The sequence below is a fragment of the Bacillus cereus group sp. RP29 genome, from assembly GCF_040459765.1.
In the GTDB taxonomy this organism is placed as follows: Bacteria; Bacillota; Bacilli; order Bacillales; family Bacillaceae_G; genus Bacillus_A; species Bacillus_A paranthracis.
In genome coordinates this window covers 928,428-946,533 of the sequence record NZ_JARVHN010000001.1, presented here as the reverse complement: position 1 = coordinate 946,533, position 18,106 = coordinate 928,428, and the positions used below count along the sequence as shown (strand labels likewise).

The window sequence follows — 18,106 nt, the reverse complement described above, 5'->3', positions numbered from 1 at the left end:
CACATAGAAATACACACTATACTATTACGTAGCTTTTCGAAACAAAACTTTTTGTCCCTTCGATTTCTTCCCGTATCCAAATGTCGCAGTGTACACTCCACAAACGATAAAAACAGCTCCAATTATTTGAATAGCTGTTACACTTTTCTGCAATATAATATAGCCTACCACCATCGTAACGAATGGTTCTAAATTTAAAAACATGGCTGCTGTTGATGCTTGTGCTTTTCTCAATTGATTATTCCAAGCCAATGTACAAATTCCATGCATAAGTATTGCTGTCACAATAAGAAGCGACCAACTCTCTATAGAGTATTTCAACGTTATGTGAGAAAAGGTAAAAACAAGAAACGGTAGCATAATTAAAAAACCAAAAATTGAAGAAAAGAATGTAATCAAAAACATATCATCTCTGTTCCCCAATTTCCGAATTAAAACGATAGATAAAGAAAAAGATAGCATCGTTATAAAAATCCATATTAACCCTTCTGAAAAGACAAACCTCTGCCCAACACCAATTACAAAAAACACTCCAAAAGTAGCAATTCCCCCTCCTATTACTAACTTAGCTGTTAACGGTTCGTTTAAAATAAATACCGCTAAAATAGAAGTCATGACAGGAGTAAGTGCTAATATTAGCGCAGCTGTTGTTGGATCTGCTGTTTGTAACCCTTCATAAAAAGACCATTGATTAATCGCGACACCTATGACTCCAATTAATAATACACCTTTCATTTCATTCTTTTCTATATATAAGCCTTTCTTACACATAATAGCGTACGCTAGAAAAAACAAATTAATAAATAGTAAGCGAAGTGTCGTTAACAACACCGGATGAAATGTATTCACTAAAATCGCACCAAATATAAAATTACTCCCCCAAACTACTACACATATAAACAGTAATATATATGTACGTGTCATCTATTCCCCTCCTTTTCTCGTAAAAAAGAAGGATTCCTATTCTTTCATTAGGAACCCTTGAAAAAATATATATAAAGTGAAACTTTAATCAGTGGGGGTTTTGTTCATCCCCCACTGATTATTAGTTGAACCAATCGGACTTTTACGGACAGTTGATCCCCCACCTAACTTCTTTGCTTCCGCTGAATTTTGAGGTGGGGGTCTTACTGCCCGTTAAAGCGGGATAAATTAGGGAGATACGTAAATTAAATCAATACGCCTTGAACATGTTGCAAGGAACCTGCTACTATTTTTCCACCTTTCATCACAGCAGGTCGCTGTGCACGTCTAGCTATCGCTTCTGCTGAACAAGTAGCTTGTAAGAAAACAAAATCAGCTTTATCTCCTACTTTAGGCCAAACTTGATTTCCGTCTTGATCCAATGGGGTTTTTCCACCTGTAATATAAGTTAAAGAAGAAGCTAAAGACTTTTCATCAATCCAGCGATACTTTTCCGCTAAACGCCCTACTCTTTCAAAAATATCAGCATTTCCAAATGGTCCCCATGAATCAAACATACTATCGCAACCTAAAGAAACGGAAACACCCTTTTCTGTAAGTAATGGTACTGGCGGCATATTTCTGTTAATTGGTACCGTCGTAATAATAGACATTCCTCTTTCAGCTAATAAGTCTGCCATATCTGCTCCTTCTTCTTTAGATACATCTCCTAGGCTAAACGCATGACTGACCGCAACACGTCCGTCCCAACTAGCCTCCTCTGTATACTGAGCTAACTTTTTAATTGTATAAATACCTAAATGCCCTGCATCATGTAAATGCAAATCAACATCGGCATTTGCTTCTACAGCAATTTCCATCATATCAAAAAGTGATTTTTCAATATTATTATCTACAGTAGCTGGATCTACACCACCTACTAAAGTTGCGCCCATTTTCATCGCTTCTCTCATAAGAGAATGCGCTTCTGTACGAAGTAAACCATGCTGCGGGAATGCTACGATTTCATATGTAAACGCATCTTTCATATTCTCTAAAGTTTGACGTACAGATTCTAAGTTTTTAAGACCGATATACGGATCAATATTTACATGCGTTCGTATATGAGTCGAACCAGCATTTAAAATGTTGCTTAGTAATAACTCTGCTCTCTCTCCAGTTGTTTGAGCTAAAATTGGTAACTCCTGCTGTTCTAACTCTAATCTCTCAATAATATTTTTTACTGGTGTACATGCTTCCCATGGACCACCAAGTCTTGTCTTATCAAGGTGAAAATGATTTTCCACAAACGACGGAAGAACAAGCAATTCTTTCGCATCTTTCATTTCATATTCCGTTTGAAGCGGTACATCCGCAAGTACAATCTTTGCAATCTTTCCATCTTGTATAAGTAAATGATACAAAGCTGTTTCTGTACCTGTAACTACTTCATTATTAAACTTGTAACCTGTTTCTAATCGTACATTCGTTAACCAATACACATTTTGCATTTCAATCATCCTCTCAAACAAGATTATTTATAGCCGTTTTTTCCAAACTACCAGCAACAACATTCCCTTTATATAAAACCGCACAGCGCTCCGTTTGTCTTGCTACTACCTCGGCTGAACATGATGCTTCTGTAAAGACGATATTTGCTTCATCCCCAATTTTTGGCCATTGACGATTTCCTTGATCATCTAATATAGATTTCCCACCCGTAATAAACTGAAGTGCTTTCCCTAAAGAGCGCTCATCAATCCATCTAAATCTCTCCGCTAGACAATTTGCCTTTTGCAACATATCTCCTGTCCCAAACGGAGACCAATGATCAGTTATACTATCATTTCCTAGCGAAACTTTTACACCTTTACGATTTAATAACGGAACTGGAATTACATGTCTACTAATTGGAACTGTTGACGTTATATCAATACCTAATGCCGCAAGTCGTTCAGCCATTTCCTCCGCTTCTTCTACAGATACATCTCCAAGTCCAAGAGCATGACTAATCGTAACTCTTCCTTGCCACCCTGCTTCTTCTGTTAGTGCAGCTAATCTCTTCATTGTAAATGTTCCAAGTTGATCCGCATCATGTAAATGAATATCAATGTCTGAATCAAACTCTACTGCAATATCCATAATTGTATTCAATGATTTTTCAATATTACCATCTACTGTGGCTGGGTCTACTCCACCTACTAAATGAGCTCCCATACGCATAGCATCTTTTACAAGCTCTACGGAATTACTTCTTAACAAACCATGTTGCGGGAATGCTACAATTTTTGCTGATAACTTATCTTTATATGTTTCCAGTGCCGCAATCGTTGCTTCTAAATTCCCAAGACCAATTACAGGATCAATATTGCAATGTGTTCGAATATTTGTCGCTCCATTTTCAAGAAGTAATTGCAACATTTTCTCCGCTCTACTCTTTGCAGTTTCTAATTGCTTCGGAAGAATAGTTTGCTCCTCATGAATACGAGTGAATATACTTTTTACTGGTGTACATGCTTTCCATGGTCCACCATAATACGTTTTATCAATATGAATATGCATTTCTTCAAATGCTGGTAATGCCAGTAAACCATTTGCATTTACTACTTCACCATCTTGCTCTGATACAATTCCAGGTAATATGTTCGTAATCTTTCCATCTTCAATAAATAAACTACAAATTTCTGTTTCTGTACTTGTAATTCGCGCTTCCTCATATACGTACCCACATTCAAGTTTTACATTCGTTAACCAATATTGTGATTTCACACTCACTTTGTCAATCTCCCTTCGCAATATGATTTTTCTACTTACAAACGAAACAAAAACAGATAAAAATTTCTATCAGTGTAAAATCATTTTTACACTGATAGAATTTTCTATTTTACTGTAGTTCTACACCTTCCAGTCGCAAATACCCAGATGGATCAATCCAAAATCCTTTTATATTTTTCGTAGTTGCCGCAATATGATTAATCCCTCGAATTGGTACTAGTAAAGCATCCTTTAATTCAATCTCTTGTAACTGTTTATACAATTCTTTTCTCTTCGTCTCATCTTTTTCTTTTCTAGCTTCTTCTATTAATTTATCTACTTCCGGATTACTATAGAAAAATTGGTTACCAGTTGCTCCGTGTGAACTAGAATGGAATAAATTATATTGATTATAGTCACCATCACCTGTTGCGTTTCCCCATCCTCCAACAAACATCGCATGTTCTGATTTATTCGTTGCAGCTAAAAACGCACCATATTCCATAACTTTAATTTCTACATCAACGCCAATCCCTTTTAATTGAGATTGAATTACTTCCACTAACGCCATTCTAACTTTGCTGTCATTCGTCCAAATTGTTGTTTTAAATCCATTTGGATAACCAGCATCTGCTAATAATTTTTTCGCAGTATTAATGTCATACTTATATCCTTTTACGTCTTTCGTATAACCGAACACTTTAGGAGTCATTACGGAGTTTATTTCAGTCCCAACATTGTTATATACCCCTTTTAAAATCCCTTTCGTTTCAATTGCATGTGCAATCGCTTGACGAACGAGCGGGTTGTCAAATGGCTTTTTCTGTACATTAAATCCAATATATTCTACACCTAAACCTTCATTTTCAATTAACTCCATAGATGGTGAATTTTTCACACGTTCTACTTCAGTTACAGGTAAATTCTCTGCAATGTGAGCTTCACTAGTTTCAATCATTCCAATACGTGTTGCATCTTCTGGTACTACTTTGAATACCACTTCATCAATCTTTGATTTTTCACCCCAATAATTTTTATTCTTTTCAAGGCGAATTTCTTCACCTGGTTTCCATGATTTAAAAGTATATGGACCTGTCCCAACCGGATGCTGCGCTAAGCCTTTCCCTTTTTCATCAATTGCCTTCGGACTTAAAATACTTCCTTCATTACTTGCGAAAATAGATAAAAGAGGTGAGTATGGGTATTTCAATACGAACTGTACTGTATATTCATCAATTACTTTTATTTCTTGAATCATGGAATAAACAGTTGCTCGATTTGAACCTACTTTCGGGTCTAATACACGTTCAAAGTTTTTCTTTACTGCCTCAGCATTAAATGGTGCACCATCTTGGAATGTCACTCCTTGTTGCAACTTAAATTCCCAATTTAAATCATCAATTTGTTTCCATTCCTTTGCTAACATCGGCTTAAAATCCATGTTTTTATCTCGCTGTACAAGATTTTCATATACTTTATGGTACACAACACTTGCGGAAGGGATGTTTGTAATAAAATGCGGATCTAAATTATCAGCATCTGACAGTCTAGCAATTGTTAAAACACCGCCTTCTTTTGTTCCATTGCTTCCTGATCCTTCATTTCCTGTCTTCGTATTAGATGAACACCCCGCTAGAAAAACTGAAAGACATAAAATTGTGATAAAACAAATCACAAGTCCCCTTTTGAATCTCATCGCCCTTCCCCCTCCACTTTCTTTTATCTCTACATCCTAAAGTGAAACCTTACATCTAGCTTTCTATCCCCTACTTTCTAATAGCAGATCATTCCACCACCCTTTCTTTTTCAATTTCGTCTATGTATTTGTAATTATAAATAACTTTGCGAAAAAAGTTTTTAAACATCTTTACTTCTATTTGCACTTTCTTTACTTATTGAATTTTCTGAATTATTTTGAAACATCTTTACTTCTATTTGCACTTTCTTTACTTATTGTTTTAAACTTGTTGACTTGTTTTAATTTTCTGATAATTTAATCATAAAGAAAGAAAGGGAGGTATAAAAAATGGAAGTTCGTCTTTCTAAAGAAGAAAATACTTCTTTGCAAACAATTCAAACGAAGAACACATCGAAATGGATCATTAGCTATCGAAAACTGAAAAAAAATAAGATGGCATTTATCGGGGGTATTATCGTTCTTTTCTATATTTTAATAGCTATATTTGCCCCATTGTTAGCACCCTACAATCCATTTGATATTCAGTTAGTTAACAAATTACAACCACCATCTATGGAACATTGGATGGGAACAGATGATAAAGGCAGAGATATTTTAAGCCGCCTTTTACACGGGACACGCCTTTCGTTACTTGTTGGATTTTCTTCTGTATTTATAGGGGCATTGTTCGGCATTATTCTTGGTATCATTTCTGGTTATTACGGTGGATGGTTTGACACAATCATTATGCGAATCATTGATATTATGCTAGCTTTCCCTGGTATTTTACTTGCTCTTGCCATTGTAGGCGCACTAGGACCAAGTCTTGTGAACGTAATTATCGCTATTGGCTTTTTCTCAATCCCTATGTTCGCTCGTATCGTTAGAGCTTCTACATTAACAGTAAAAAAATTAGAGTATATCGATGCTATAAGAGCACTAGGGGCAAATGATTTTACTATTATTATGAAACACATATTCCCTAATATCTTATCACCTATTATCGTCCAAGCTACTTTACGCTTAGCTACAGCAATTTTATCTGCAGCTGGATTATCATTTTTAGGACTTGGAGCGCAACCACCTTCACCTGAATGGGGTGCCATGTTAAGTAATGGGCGCGACTTTTTATTTACCGCACCACATATTGCAATGTTTCCTGGAATCGCAATGTCTACACTCGTAATCGGTTTAAACATGTTTGGTGACGGATTACGTGATGCACTAGATCCGAGACTTAAAAAATAGAAAGGGGCATTATACATGCTAATGTTTATTTTTCGTAGAATACTACAATTAATTCCCGTTCTTTTCGGCGTTGTATTCGTCGTTTTCTTAATTATGCAAATGGTACCCGGTGACCCAGCTCTCCTTATCGCTGGTGAAGGAGCATCAAAAGAAACTGTCGAGCAAATACGCCATCAATTAGGATTAGACAAACCCTTTATCATGCAATATTTCTCTTATATCGGAAATATATTACAAGGAGATTTCGGGGTTTCAATTCGTTCTAACCGCCCAGTGTTAGACGAAGTATTAATCCGCCTTCCAATCACTATTGAACTCGCACTGTGTAGTATCGTCATTACAGTTGTAATTGGGATGATTGCTGGTATCATCTCTGCTACAAAGCAATATTCTTGGACAGATGTTTCTATTATGATTATCGCTTTGTTAGGTGTCTCATTACCAAGCTTTTGGTTTGGACTTATGCTCATTTTCTACTTCTCTGTCCAAATTCAAATATTCCCGGTTTCTGGTTGGGGAACTTGGATGCACATGGTTTTACCAGCACTTACACTTGGTGCATCTGGCGCAGCAATTGTAGCACGTATGACTCGCTCAAGTATGCTTGATGTTATACGCCAAGATTATATACGAACAGCAAGAGCAAAAGGGGTAAAAGAAAGAGTTGTTATATATAAACATGCTTTGAGAAACGCATTAATTCCCGTTATTACTGTTGTTGGATTACAATTTGGTGCCCTTTTAGGCGGTACAGTTTTAGTAGAATCAGTTTTTGCTATAAATGGACTTGGAAGATTGATCGTAGACGCTATCCGAATGAGAGACTTACCAATGTTACAAGGAGGCGTATTAATCGCCTCGGTCATCTTCGTTCTAGTCAATCTTATTGTTGATATTTTATACCGTCATTTCAATAAACGTATTGAACTTAATTAAGGGGGTGCACAAACATGAATAAAAAGGAAGAGGTATTACAAGTTAAAGATTTAAAAACACATTTCTTTACGGACGAAGGTGTAAGCAAAGCGGTTGATGGTTTAAATTTCTCTGTTTCTAAAGGAGAAACACTCGGCATCGTAGGTGAATCTGGTTGTGGGAAGAGTATCACTTCTCTATCCATTATGAGATTAATTGACCGAGAAAGCGGCAGTAAAATTGAGGGGAGCATTTTATTTAAAGGAAAAGATTTATTACAACAAAACGAAGCTGAAATGCGTGCAATTCGCGGAAATCAAATCTCAATGATTTTCCAAGAACCAATGACATCTTTGAATCCAGTATATTCTGTTGGGGAACAGATCGCAGAAGCAATTCGTATCCATCAAAAATTAAATAAAAAGGAAGCTTGGAATAAAGCCGTAGATATGTTGAAACTAGTTGGAATTCCTTCTCCTGAAAAGCGTGCAAAACAAGAGCCTCATGAACTAAGCGGAGGAATGCGACAACGCATTATGATTGCAATGGCACTTGCTTGCAATCCAGATTTACTCATTGCAGACGAACCAACAACTGCTCTTGATGTAACAATTCAAGCCCAAATATTATCACTTATGAAATCACTTCAAAAACAACTCGGTATGGGAATTATCATGATTACACATGACTTAGGAGTCGTGTCAGAAACATGCGATAGAGTCGCCGTTATGTACGCTGGAAAAATCGTCGAATATGCAGATATCGAGCATATATTTACTAGTCCAAAACATCCTTATACAATCGGACTTCTTCAATCTCTTCCAAGACTCGATACAGACCAAGAAGAGTTACAAACTATTCCTGGATCCGTACCGAGTCCATACCATATGCCGAGCGGATGTCGCTTTGCTGATAGATGCACACATGCAAAAGAACTATGTCACAATACTCTTCCAGAACTTCAACTCACACAAGATGGAAGTAAAGTTCGATGCTGGATGTTTACAGACCTTTGGGATAAATCATCTTCAGAAAAATTGGAGGTATTATAATATGTCTACTGCTACGCAAATAAATAAAAAAGAGTTATTACAAGTACAAAACTTAAAACAATACTTCCCTATAAAAAAAGGAATTCTAGGACGCTCTATTAACTATATTAAAGCGGTTGACGATATTAGCTTTACAATTTACGAAAAGGAAACTGTTAGTATTGTTGGTGAATCTGGTTGCGGAAAATCCACCACTGGGCGTGCAATATTACGCCTTGATGAAGCAACAAGTGGAAAAATTATTTTTCAAGACAAGGATTTACTAGAATTAAATAACTCAGCAATGCGAAAGGTTCGAAAAGATTTACAAGTTATTTTTCAAGATCCCTTTGCTTCTTTAAACCCTAGGCAAACTGTAGGGAGCATTTTAGAAGAAGCTATAGCCATTCAAAACGTATGCCCAAAAGGTGAAAGAATGGCGAAAGTTATTGAGCTGCTCGGGAAAGTTGGTCTTCCACCTGATGCAGTGAAGCGCTATCCACATGAATTTAGCGGTGGTCAACGGCAAAGAATCGGAATCGCACGCGCCTTAGCTGTTAATCCAAAACTCATTATTTGTGACGAGGCTGTCTCCGCCTTAGATGTTTCAGTGCAAGCACAAGTTTTAAATTTATTAAAGCAGTTGCAACAACAATACGGGTTAACATATTTATTCATCTCTCACGACTTAGCTGTCGTTCGTCACATATCAGATCGCATCATTGTAATGTACCTTGGTACCATTGTGGAGATTGCCGACAAACATTCTCTTTTTAACAATCCGCAACACCCTTACACAAAAGCGCTTCTCTCAGCAATTCCTACCATTAGTGCAGGAACGAAAAAAGAACGCATTGAACTTAAAGGAGACCTCCCCTCTCCTCTAAACCCGCCAAAAGGCTGTCGTTTTCATACTCGTTGTCCGTATGCCATTGAAAAATGCGCTACGCAGCAACCAAGTTTTCAATCTATAAGCGAAGGTCATAAAGTAGCCTGTCATATCATTTGATCCGAGTCTGAATAATAGAAACATTTACAACGCTTTAGTATAATAATAAAAAACAAGATTGAGGTATGTATGTTAACTTATGAAGCATTTGCTGTATTAATAACTATACTTGTCTTAGCTCCAATTTTTGGAGCTATTATTTTATTATGTTTATTTATTTTTGAAAAACGAATCGATTTACTAGAAAGTGAAAAGAAAAAAATAGCACTGGAACGAGAGTTGCAACAGTCTTTATATCATCAACTTACGCAACAAATTCAGCCTCATTTTTTATTCAATACATTAAATACAATTTTGAGCTTAGCTCGTCTACAGAGAACAGATGAAGTTGTCAAATCACTCGAGATCTTTTCTCTATTTTTGAAAGGAAAATATAAAACAACAGATTTGTTAATTCCAATCTCTGAAGAACTGGCTTATACGAATTATTATATTGAGATTCAAAAAATGCGGTTTCGCTCGAGACTTTCAATAAATATTACTTCTTCTGAAGATTTACAGAATGCTTATATTCCACCTTTCGTTATTCAAACGTTAGTTGAGAATTCTTTTAAACACGGTCTTGAAAAAAAAGCTGGTCAAGCTATTTTAAATATTCATCTACACAATACAAATAACCGAATTACACTTCTAGTATCCGACAACGGTACTCAAAACGAACCATTTACTTCCCATACGGAAGAAAGCGGATACGGACTTGAAAATATAAAACAACGATTTCAGTTATTCTTTCAAGAACAAACTACATTCTCTTTCCTCTCTACAAAAGAGAATGGCACGAAAGTAGAAATCACATGGCCTTTCATCACAGAAAAAAACACAGAGGAGGTAATACAAAAATGAATGTGCTATTAGTAGATGACGAACCACTGGAACTGGAACAATTAGAATTTCTTATCCACCGTCAGTTCCCTAATTGGACATTACATCTAGCTTTAGATGCGGCTGAAGCTTTACGTATAAATGAAAAATTCTCAATTCATTTGGCACTTTTAGATATTCACCTTCCGGGCATATCCGGCCTACAACTAGGTGAGAAATTAAAAAATAATAACTCTAACCTCGATATCATTATTGTAACCGCATATCAAAATTTCGATTATGCAAAACAATCTATTCGTCTAGGCGTTATTGACTACATAACAAAGCCAATTATAGAGAAAGAACTCATCGATATATTACAAAAGTACAAAGGAGATGCTAATACCCCTTCCTACTCACGTATTATTCAAGATACATTAGACATCATCCATGAAACTTTTCATGACAAACTACACTTAGCAGACATCGCAACTAAAGTACATACAAATCCGACTTATTTAAGCCGAAAATTCCATGAAGAAGTAGGGGTTTCATTTTCCGGATATATCATGCAATATCGGATTGAAATGTCACAGAAATATTTAATGGAACACCCACATTGGTGTATCTCTCAAATCTCTGAAAGATCTGGTTTTAATAGTCAGCATTATTTCAGCACTGTTTTTCGTAAGATGACCGGAATGACTCCGAAAGAATATAGAGGCGAGGGATAAATTGTGAAGAAAAACAACTCAGCTTTCACACCTTTACAATTAGGCATTGGAACTGGTACTGTTCTTTTATTATCTAAATGGGTCGCAAGTATATCGACGCTCGCTTTACCTGAATCGATTATTAATTATGGGCTAATCGCTGGTATTCTTTATGCGATGATTGGCCCTTTTACTCTTATTTTATTGGGGATTTTAATAAAAAAAATACGTTCTACATTCCCAGAAGGAGAATCCATTCACGATTACTTATCTTATAAACTTTCTCGCAAAGGATATATAATTGTATGCTCTTTCCTTGTTCTATTAAGTATAGAAAGTATGTTCATTCAAACGAAAGTTGCTAGTATTTTACTTAATGTTTTTTTCCATATTCCATATACATTGGGTTCTTTCCTTTTCATTACCCTTTGTACAATATTCGTAATATTAAGTAACGCTAAGCTATTTACTAAAATGGCTATTATGCAAACTGTATTAATGTTTTCTACTATGATCATTATTCCAATTTATTTTTTTGTGCAAGATGGCATTACCCATGTATACGATGGAATCCGCTTATATCACCCGTACTTGCTATTTTATGAAAATAGAAATGGAATATATTTTCTTACTGCCGGTATTCTCATTGAAACAGGAAGAGTATTAATAAGCCCTGCATCTTGGGATAAAGCTTTCCGTATTCATCCTAAAAAAATTATTCCAACTTTTTTACTATCAGGATTTATATGGATTACTATCCCTTTGGCATTCGCTTCTCTAATTATGATAGTTATCTTTAGTGGGAGCTTAGATCATTTATACGATCTTCTAGTCCAGCTTCCAAAAAAAATAGAATTTACCATTTTATTTTATCTGCTCGTTATCGGTTCGTTAAGCGCAATAACTTCTAGTTTTATTTCTTGGATACATGGATTTACTAAACTCATTCGAGATTTTATACCGATGATACCTACAAAAATAAATTTCAAATTATATACAACTCATTTTATTTCTATCACTATCGGATTTTTAGCTTTTTTCATTACAATTACTACAAACTATACGATTTTAGAAAATATTTTTTTCTTTGGTATTCTTTATACATCTCTTATCATCACAATATTATTCGTTATTTTCAGCAAGCAAAAAATCAGCATCATTATACCGCTCATCTCGATTATTGGTGCTCTTACCGGTTATGTAGTTTACTTCTTAATCGGTCCTTTAACGAGCATTTGGGTTAGTATAGCGGTTACTCTTTCACTAAGTATTTGTTTTCTGTTTTCACATTGGATACATCAACAATTCAACTATAAAATGAAACAATAATATGAGGCCTTTTTGGTAGCTTAAATTTTGCTACCTAAGGCCTTTTTATTTTTATCGCAAACTATTATACTGCGCTATAAATTAGATTTATTGTTTATATGACCTCACATCTAAATTGTAAAATACGGTTCACTTTATAAAAAAATGTCATACAACCTCATAGTCTCCTCATAGATTTCCATATAGAATAGAAGTATATAGTTTGCTATAAAAAGGAGTTGATCGTAATATGTCAAAAAAATTATATAAATCCGAAACTGATAAAATGCTATTTGGTATATGCGGTGGTTTAGGAGAATATTTTGATATTAGCTCTACTCTCATTCGCATACTTTGGGTCATTGCAGTTTTATGTTTTGGGACGGGGTTTTTAGTTTATTTTATTTGTTTATTACTTATGCCACGCTCTTACTAATAACATTCTTTCGTATATTTGAGCATAGTGTATACAAAATCCCCTATAGATTTTTCTATAGGGGATTTTTTCATGAAGAATATTTCATCGTTAAATGTAATACCGCCACTTCATCTTCTTCATTCTTATAACTATGTTTCTTATTCGCTTCAAATTGAATAGAGTCAAACTCATTTAATTCGTAAACATCGCTTTCTACTTGAATCGATACTTTCCCTTTCATTACCGTTACAAGCTCAATAGCACCTTCATGATGAGCTTCTGGTTCATATATACTATTCGACCTTAAACAAGCACGGTGCATTTCCATACCCGTTTCTTTCGTATAACGGAACATTGTTTCTAAATGCCATGCTTGTCCTACGTCTACTGCAAATCCTTCTCCGCAGCGCGCAACCGCTACAGGTTCTCCAACAACCATCAATCTCGATAAAGGAATCGATAACCCTTTCGTTATTTTCCAAATGACAGCTAACGTCGGATTCGTTTCGCCTCTTTCAATCTTTCCTAATGTTAATTTACTAACCCCTGTTTTTTGAGCTAATTCTTCTAAACTTAATTTTTGTTCATTTCGAATTTGCCTTAATAACTGACCTACTTGCTGAATGACTTCTTTCGTTTGCATATCTTCATGTTCTTTCATCTATAAAACCACCTTAAAATATAAAATAGTTTACTTTTATCTAGATAAAGTATATTATACTATACATAATCATTAAATTCCGAAAGGAGTGCTATACTTCATGCGCGCAATTTTATTAGGCCTTTTATCATCAGCCTTTTTTTCCGCAACTTTTATTATAAATCGAGCGATGAATGTATCTGGAACGAGCTGGGCTTGGACAGCTTCCTTCCGTTTTTTATTTGCTCTCCCTATTTTATTCCTTATCGTTTTATTTCGCAAAAACTTAAGGGAGTTATGGGAAGAATTAAAGAAACATCCATTGGCTTGGATCGGGTGGGGTTCTGTTGCTGGTATTGGTTTCTATTCTTTATTAAGTTTTGCAGCTGTCTTTTCTCCAGTTTGGCTCGTTGCTGGAACTTGGCAAGTTACTATATTAGCAGGTTTACTACTCTCGCCATTATTTTTCGTTAAAATAGAAACGAAATCAGGTACGAAACTTGTACGCGGAAAAATTCCACTTCGTAGTTTATACGTTGCATTATTTATTTTACTTGGTGTAATTTGTATGCAAACAACTGCTGCAGGTCACATTACAATAACTCAGTTCATTTCAGGGTTTTTACCTGTCGTGTTAGCTGCTTTCTTATATCCGTTCGGTAACCGAAAAATGATGGAACTTGTTGGCGGGCGTCTTGATACATTCCAACGTGTATTAGGAATGGCAATAGGCAGTCTTCCTATAACAATTTTACTTGGTATATACGGATTTTCTACTACTGGTATTCCAACATCAAGCCAAATGCTACAAGGATTTTTGTTAGCATTATGTTCTGGCGTTATAGCGACAATGACATTTTTCTTTGCTACTGACTTAGCCAAAGATAATCTCGCTCTACTTGGAGCTGTTGAAGCAACGCAAGCTGGAACGATGGTCTTTACCGTGCTTGGCGAAATTGTTTTCTTAAATGGTTCATTTCCTGGCGGGCTTTCCCTACTTGGAATGATTATTATTATGTTAGGAATGGTTGCAAATAGCATTTTAAACCGTTCTGTTCCAGTCGTTAAACAGAAAAAAACAGCATAAAAAAAGAGTATGGTTCTGTAACAAAGAACTATACTCTTTTTTATTGTCTCCCTATTGCGCCTTATCAGAATAGTATTTCATTAACGGTTTATACTAAAACCTATGTTATAATACGGTTCATGCGCAACAATAGGAGGTAAATTATGTTAAAAAAAGCAATCGCTGAATTTATTGGTACGTTTGTACTAGTATTATTCGGAACTGGAGTAGCTGTCATTGGCGGCGGAATTGAAGGAATTGGAACATTAGGAATCGCTATGGCTTTCGGTCTATCTATTGTGGCTATGGCATATAGCATCGGAACAATTTCTGGATGTCACATTAACCCAGCAGTATCAGTAGCTATGTTCATCAATAAAAGAATGAACGCTATGGAACTTTGTTATTATGTATTAGCTCAAATTTTAGGTGGTTTATTAGGAACTGCAACGTTAGTAACAATTTTAAAATCTGCTAAAACACCTTTAGATAATTTAGGACAAAACGGTTTTGGAACTCTTGGTTTATCTGGAGCATTTCTAGTTGAATTTATTTTAACTTTCGTATTCATTTTAGTGATCGTTGCTGTAACAGGTAAAAAAGGAAGTTCTTCTCTAGCAGGATTAGTAATTGGTTTCACATTAGTTTTAGTTCACTTATTAGGTATTCCGTTAACTGGAACTTCTGTTAACCCAGCTCGTAGTATCGCCCCAGCTTTATTCGCTGGCGGAGAAGCCCTTTCTCAACTATGGGTATTCATCATCGCACCAATTCTTGGTGGTATCGTAGCAGCTATCGTAGGTAAATTCATTTTAAATACTGAAAAATAGAATTTTCAATATTTCTGAATAAAAAAAGGCGAGCCCTCATTATGAGGATGCTCGCTTTTTTACTCTTTCATTTTAGACTTTAAATTTGTAACTAGTTGATCTACCGTTACATTTGCAAGTACATTTTCCATCGCTTCTTGTGCTTGCATTAAAATAATTTCTAATACTGATTGAATATTAGCTCCTACTGGACATTCAATGTTGGGATTTTCATGGAAGGAAAATAGCTGTCCTTCTTCTACAACTTCCACTGCTTTATATACATCAAGTAATGTAATTTCTTCTAAATCACGAGCAAGTGTCGTACCACCTTTACCAGCTTGTACATCAACAAGTCCTGCTCTCTTCAACATTCCTGTAATGCGACGAATCACAACTGGATTTGTATTCACACTACCGGCAATCCATTCAGAGGTACAGCGAGAGTTTCGATCTATCGCAAGTAATGTCAGCATATGAACACCTACTGTAAAACGACTACTAATTCCCATCTGCACACCCTCCTTTTTATTCATTCTATTAAAAGACGACTCTTATTATTATATACTATTTTTAATTTATACATAAAGAAAAAGCATGATTTCATTAGGAAATCATGCTTTTCTCTCATTATTGACGCTTTATAAATTTCGCTAAGTCTTTAAATTTCACTTTGTCTGAGTAATTCATTACACCATTTACGTAAATGCGGCTTGTAACAGCACTTAATATACCGATTGTCGCTAAAAGCCCCGCCAATGTTATCATAATTTCTAACATACCAGTTTCGCCAGCTACAAAGCGAGAGAATGTAACCATCGGGGTAAAGAATGGAACATAAGAGCTTATAACAACGATAGTACTATTTGGGTCACCTAATGATTTAAGACTTATAAAGAATGCTGCAATTATTAAAATTGAAATCGGTAGCATTACACCTTGCAAATCCTCAGTCTTAGAAACAACCGCACCAGCAGCTGCATACATCATCGCATACAGGAAATATCCTGTAACAAAATAAATTAAGAACATACCGATTATTTTTGCATCTAACTTTGTAACATCAATTACGCCAAATAATGAACCATTTTCTAAATCTATCCACCCTAGTAAATAAGGAACTAAATAACCACATGCTAATATGATAAGTTGCAATAACGCCGTTGAAACAACCGCTAAAATTTTTGCATACATCATCGTAAGAGGTTTTACTTTCGGAATCATAACTTCCATAACGCGAGAAGCTTTTTCAGAAGCAATATTCATCGCAATTGTGCTTCCGAACGCAACAATAAACATATATAAAGCGAATATGAAGAAATATGCAATTCCGGCAGAGGCAGAACGATCTTTTATTGCTTCTTGTTTCACGGAAATGTCCGTTTGTAATTGTTGTGCAATTTCTGGTGAAACATTATGCTTAGCAACAGTTACCGCCATATATTGCCCCTTTAAATAACTACCTATAATTGTAGAAGTTGTTTCACTAGCGAACCCATTAAACATATACGTAATTTCTGGAACTCCATTCTTTTCAGTTACACGAAACAAGCCGTCTAACTCGCCTTCTTCTACTTGTTTATGTAGTTTATTGAAATCTTCTTTTGAACCAATTGTTAATTTAGCTGATGGTAATAACTTAGTTAACTCTTCTTTTTGGATTTTATATGTAGAACTCTCTGACACAACTGCAATTTTATCTTTATCCTTATTTTTATCATTATTTGAAGTAAGATGATTGAACGCAAAAATTCCAAAAACAATTAAAAATAAAATTGCGCTCATAATTAATGATTTTTTAGATAAAAATGCTTCTCTAAAATAAAATGAAAATACGTGAGAAAATTTACGCATCGTTATTTCGCCCTCTCTACAAAGATTTCGTTTAACGTCGGCTCTAACATCTTAAATTGTCGTAAGGTAACACCTTGTTCTTGTAATTGTTGTAAAATGTTTAGAGCTTCTGCATCATCTTGTACTCGCACATAAAGAAGGCCTTGTTGTTTTTCATACGATACATGTATAGATTCTAATCCCTTCTCATTCACTTCTGTATCTTCAATCGTTAAATTACGAAAACCATATTGTTTTTTAATATCACTTAACTGGCCTTTTACGACTGCTTCGCCTTTTTTCAAAATACATACATGTTGGCAAAAAGCCTCTACTTGTTCCATACGATGACTAGATAAAATAATTGTCTTTCCGCTCTGTACTTGTTCTTCAATAATGCTAGCTAACATTCCAGCATTCACTGGATCCAGTCCGCTAAATGGCTCATCTAAAATGAGAAGTTCTGGATTATGAAGAAGAGCAGCAATTAATTGAATTTTTTGCTGGTTCCCTTTTGAAAGCTCTCCTGCTGTTTTAATTTTATATTCTGGTATTGCTAATCGATCTAACCAATGATCAATAGCAAGATCTACTTCTTTTTTCGTCATTCCTTCTAATCTACCAAAATATCGCAACTGGTCTATTACTCTACTTTTAGTATATAAACCTCTTTCTTCTGGTAAGTATCCTATCGTTACCCCACTAGTCCCAAATGGTTTTCCATCCCATGTAATAGAGCCTTCATTAGGCGTTAATAATCCGAGAAGCATTTTGATTGTCGTTGTTTTTCCTGCACCATTTCGTCCAAGTAATCCTAACACTTCACCTTTTGGTAACGAAATTTGCAAGCCGTTAACTGCTTTTGATTCCCCAAATTGTTTCGTTAAGTTTTGAATTTGTAAACTCAAAGTATAAAGCCTCCCCTTTAGTATCATTCATACTCTCTTTCAAAGACTATGTTTATTCAGGATAAAATATAG

General features: G+C 35.3%; 18 protein-coding genes. 10 read left to right on the top strand and 8 right to left on the bottom strand.

Translation table 11 applies throughout. The features are described 5' to 3' along the window. Positions 1-24 precede the first annotated feature (24 nt). From QCI47_RS04905 to QCI47_RS04890, 4 genes are all read right to left on the bottom strand, one after another. Entirely contained in the window at positions 25-924 is a 900-nt protein-coding gene (locus QCI47_RS04905; RefSeq protein ID WP_270726727.1) for a DMT family transporter, read from the bottom strand. A 245-nt stretch (positions 925-1,169) separates the two neighbouring features. Further along, on the bottom strand, positions 1,170-2,414 hold the full coding sequence (locus QCI47_RS04900; RefSeq protein ID WP_001181871.1) for an amidohydrolase family protein: 1,245 nt from the start codon (positions 2,412-2,414) through the stop codon (positions 1,170-1,172). Positions 2,415-2,427: 13 nt separating this feature from the next. Beyond that, on the bottom strand, positions 2,428-3,678 hold the full coding sequence (locus QCI47_RS04895) for an amidohydrolase family protein (RefSeq protein WP_076867538.1): 1,251 nt from the start codon (positions 3,676-3,678) through the stop codon (positions 2,428-2,430). Between the two features lie 109 nt (positions 3,679-3,787). Further along, positions 3,788-5,353 carry a glutathione ABC transporter substrate-binding protein gene (locus tag QCI47_RS04890; protein WP_001211304.1) on the bottom strand — a complete coding sequence of 522 codons (1,566 nt, stop codon included), beginning with the start codon at positions 5,351-5,353 and terminating at the stop codon, positions 3,788-3,790. A gap of 330 nt (positions 5,354-5,683) precedes the next feature. On the opposite strand from QCI47_RS04890, the gene nikC reads away from it, so the two are divergent. The 8 genes from nikC (at position 5,684) to QCI47_RS04850 (ending at position 12,796) form a co-directional block, all read left to right on the top strand. Beyond that, positions 5,684-6,583, top strand: a complete 900-nt coding sequence (gene nikC, locus QCI47_RS04885) for a nickel transporter permease (protein WP_000453816.1) — start codon at positions 5,684-5,686, stop codon at positions 6,581-6,583. 15 nt (positions 6,584-6,598) lie between these two features. Further along, on the top strand, positions 6,599-7,519 hold the full coding sequence (nikB, locus tag QCI47_RS04880) for a nickel ABC transporter permease (RefSeq protein WP_000928487.1): 921 nt from the start codon (positions 6,599-6,601) through the stop codon (positions 7,517-7,519). A gap of 14 nt (positions 7,520-7,533) precedes the next feature. Next, on the top strand, positions 7,534-8,550 hold the full coding sequence (locus tag QCI47_RS04875) for an ABC transporter ATP-binding protein (RefSeq protein WP_001034321.1): 1,017 nt from the start codon (positions 7,534-7,536) through the stop codon (positions 8,548-8,550). Position 8,551: 1 nt separating this feature from the next. Beyond that, the gene (locus QCI47_RS04870; protein WP_000102013.1) at positions 8,552-9,538 is read left to right on the top strand and encodes an ABC transporter ATP-binding protein; all 987 of its coding nucleotides are present in this window, start codon (positions 8,552-8,554) and stop codon (positions 9,536-9,538) included. Between the two features lie 69 nt (positions 9,539-9,607). After that, the gene (locus QCI47_RS04865) at positions 9,608-10,381 is read left to right on the top strand and encodes a sensor histidine kinase (RefSeq protein WP_000958967.1); all 774 of its coding nucleotides are present in this window, start codon (positions 9,608-9,610) and stop codon (positions 10,379-10,381) included. Then, positions 10,378-11,073 (top strand): response regulator transcription factor, encoded by a 696-nt coding sequence (locus QCI47_RS04860; RefSeq protein WP_001101757.1) that lies wholly within the window; start codon positions 10,378-10,380, stop codon positions 11,071-11,073. The genes QCI47_RS04865 and QCI47_RS04860 overlap by 4 nt, the downstream gene beginning before the upstream one ends. 3 nt (positions 11,074-11,076) lie before the next feature. Then, positions 11,077-12,381 carry an SLC5/6 family protein gene (locus QCI47_RS04855; RefSeq protein WP_353811710.1) on the top strand — a complete coding sequence of 435 codons (1,305 nt, stop codon included), beginning with the start codon at positions 11,077-11,079 and terminating at the stop codon, positions 12,379-12,381. Between the two features lie 229 nt (positions 12,382-12,610). Then, complete coding sequence (locus QCI47_RS04850) at positions 12,611-12,796, top strand: PspC domain-containing protein (protein WP_000038791.1); 186 nt, start codon at positions 12,611-12,613, stop codon at positions 12,794-12,796. 70 nt (positions 12,797-12,866) lie between these two features. Here QCI47_RS04850 and QCI47_RS04845 read toward each other — a convergent pair whose 3' ends face one another. Next, positions 12,867-13,439: a helix-turn-helix domain-containing protein gene (locus QCI47_RS04845; RefSeq protein WP_000658051.1), complete on the bottom strand. Its 573-nt coding sequence runs from the start codon at positions 13,437-13,439 to the stop codon at positions 12,867-12,869. A gap of 100 nt (positions 13,440-13,539) precedes the next feature. Between QCI47_RS04845 and QCI47_RS04840 the strand changes: the two genes are divergently transcribed. Further along, entirely contained in the window at positions 13,540-14,505 is a 966-nt protein-coding gene (locus tag QCI47_RS04840; RefSeq protein WP_309422294.1) for a DMT family transporter, read from the top strand. A 143-nt stretch (positions 14,506-14,648) separates the two neighbouring features. Beyond that, positions 14,649-15,314, top strand: coding sequence for an MIP/aquaporin family protein (locus QCI47_RS04835; RefSeq protein ID WP_000913198.1), 666 nt, complete (start codon positions 14,649-14,651; stop codon positions 15,312-15,314). Positions 15,315-15,373: 59 nt separating this feature from the next. Here the strand turns inward: QCI47_RS04835 and QCI47_RS04830 are convergent, their stop codons facing one another. The 3 genes from QCI47_RS04830 to QCI47_RS04820 all read right to left on the bottom strand — a co-directional run bounded on the left by QCI47_RS04830 (position 15,374) and on the right by QCI47_RS04820 (position 18,034). Further along, on the bottom strand, positions 15,374-15,805 hold the full coding sequence (locus tag QCI47_RS04830; RefSeq protein WP_000512998.1) for an Rrf2 family transcriptional regulator: 432 nt from the start codon (positions 15,803-15,805) through the stop codon (positions 15,374-15,376). 118 nt (positions 15,806-15,923) lie between these two features. Then, positions 15,924-17,147, bottom strand: a complete 1,224-nt coding sequence (locus QCI47_RS04825) for an ABC transporter permease (RefSeq protein ID WP_001224962.1) — start codon at positions 17,145-17,147, stop codon at positions 15,924-15,926. A gap of 2 nt (positions 17,148-17,149) precedes the next feature. Beyond that, positions 17,150-18,034 carry an ABC transporter ATP-binding protein gene (locus QCI47_RS04820; protein ID WP_353811709.1) on the bottom strand — a complete coding sequence of 295 codons (885 nt, stop codon included), beginning with the start codon at positions 18,032-18,034 and terminating at the stop codon, positions 17,150-17,152. Positions 18,035-18,106: the final 72 nt, after the last annotated feature.

Bases quoted from the DNA above. Each gene is read 5' to 3' on its own strand.
- QCI47_RS04905 (WP_270726727.1), bottom strand. From the start codon at position 924: ATGACACGTACATATATATTACTGTTTATATGTGTAGTAGTTTGGGGG.
- QCI47_RS04900 (WP_001181871.1), bottom strand. From the start codon at position 2,414: ATGCAAAATGTGTATTGGTTAACGAATGTACGATTAGAAACAGGTTAC.
- QCI47_RS04890 (WP_001211304.1), bottom strand. From the start codon at position 5,353: ATGAGATTCAAAAGGGGACTTGTGATTTGTTTTATCACAATTTTATGT.
- nikC (WP_000453816.1), top strand. From the start codon at position 5,684: ATGGAAGTTCGTCTTTCTAAAGAAGAAAATACTTCTTTGCAAACAATT.
- nikB (WP_000928487.1), top strand. From the start codon at position 6,599: ATGCTAATGTTTATTTTTCGTAGAATACTACAATTAATTCCCGTTCTT.
- QCI47_RS04875 (WP_001034321.1), top strand. From the start codon at position 7,534: ATGAATAAAAAGGAAGAGGTATTACAAGTTAAAGATTTAAAAACACAT.
- QCI47_RS04870 (WP_000102013.1), top strand. From the start codon at position 8,552: ATGTCTACTGCTACGCAAATAAATAAAAAAGAGTTATTACAAGTACAA.
- QCI47_RS04865 (WP_000958967.1), top strand. From the start codon at position 9,608: ATGTTAACTTATGAAGCATTTGCTGTATTAATAACTATACTTGTCTTA.
- QCI47_RS04860 (WP_001101757.1), top strand. From the start codon at position 10,378: ATGAATGTGCTATTAGTAGATGACGAACCACTGGAACTGGAACAATTA.
- QCI47_RS04850 (WP_000038791.1), top strand. From the start codon at position 12,611: ATGTCAAAAAAATTATATAAATCCGAAACTGATAAAATGCTATTTGGT.
- QCI47_RS04845 (WP_000658051.1), bottom strand. From the start codon at position 13,439: ATGAAAGAACATGAAGATATGCAAACGAAAGAAGTCATTCAGCAAGTA.
- QCI47_RS04840 (WP_309422294.1), top strand. From the start codon at position 13,540: ATGCGCGCAATTTTATTAGGCCTTTTATCATCAGCCTTTTTTTCCGCA.
- QCI47_RS04835 (WP_000913198.1), top strand. From the start codon at position 14,649: ATGTTAAAAAAAGCAATCGCTGAATTTATTGGTACGTTTGTACTAGTA.
- QCI47_RS04830 (WP_000512998.1), bottom strand. From the start codon at position 15,805: ATGGGAATTAGTAGTCGTTTTACAGTAGGTGTTCATATGCTGACATTA.
- QCI47_RS04825 (WP_001224962.1), bottom strand. From the start codon at position 17,147: ATGCGTAAATTTTCTCACGTATTTTCATTTTATTTTAGAGAAGCATTT.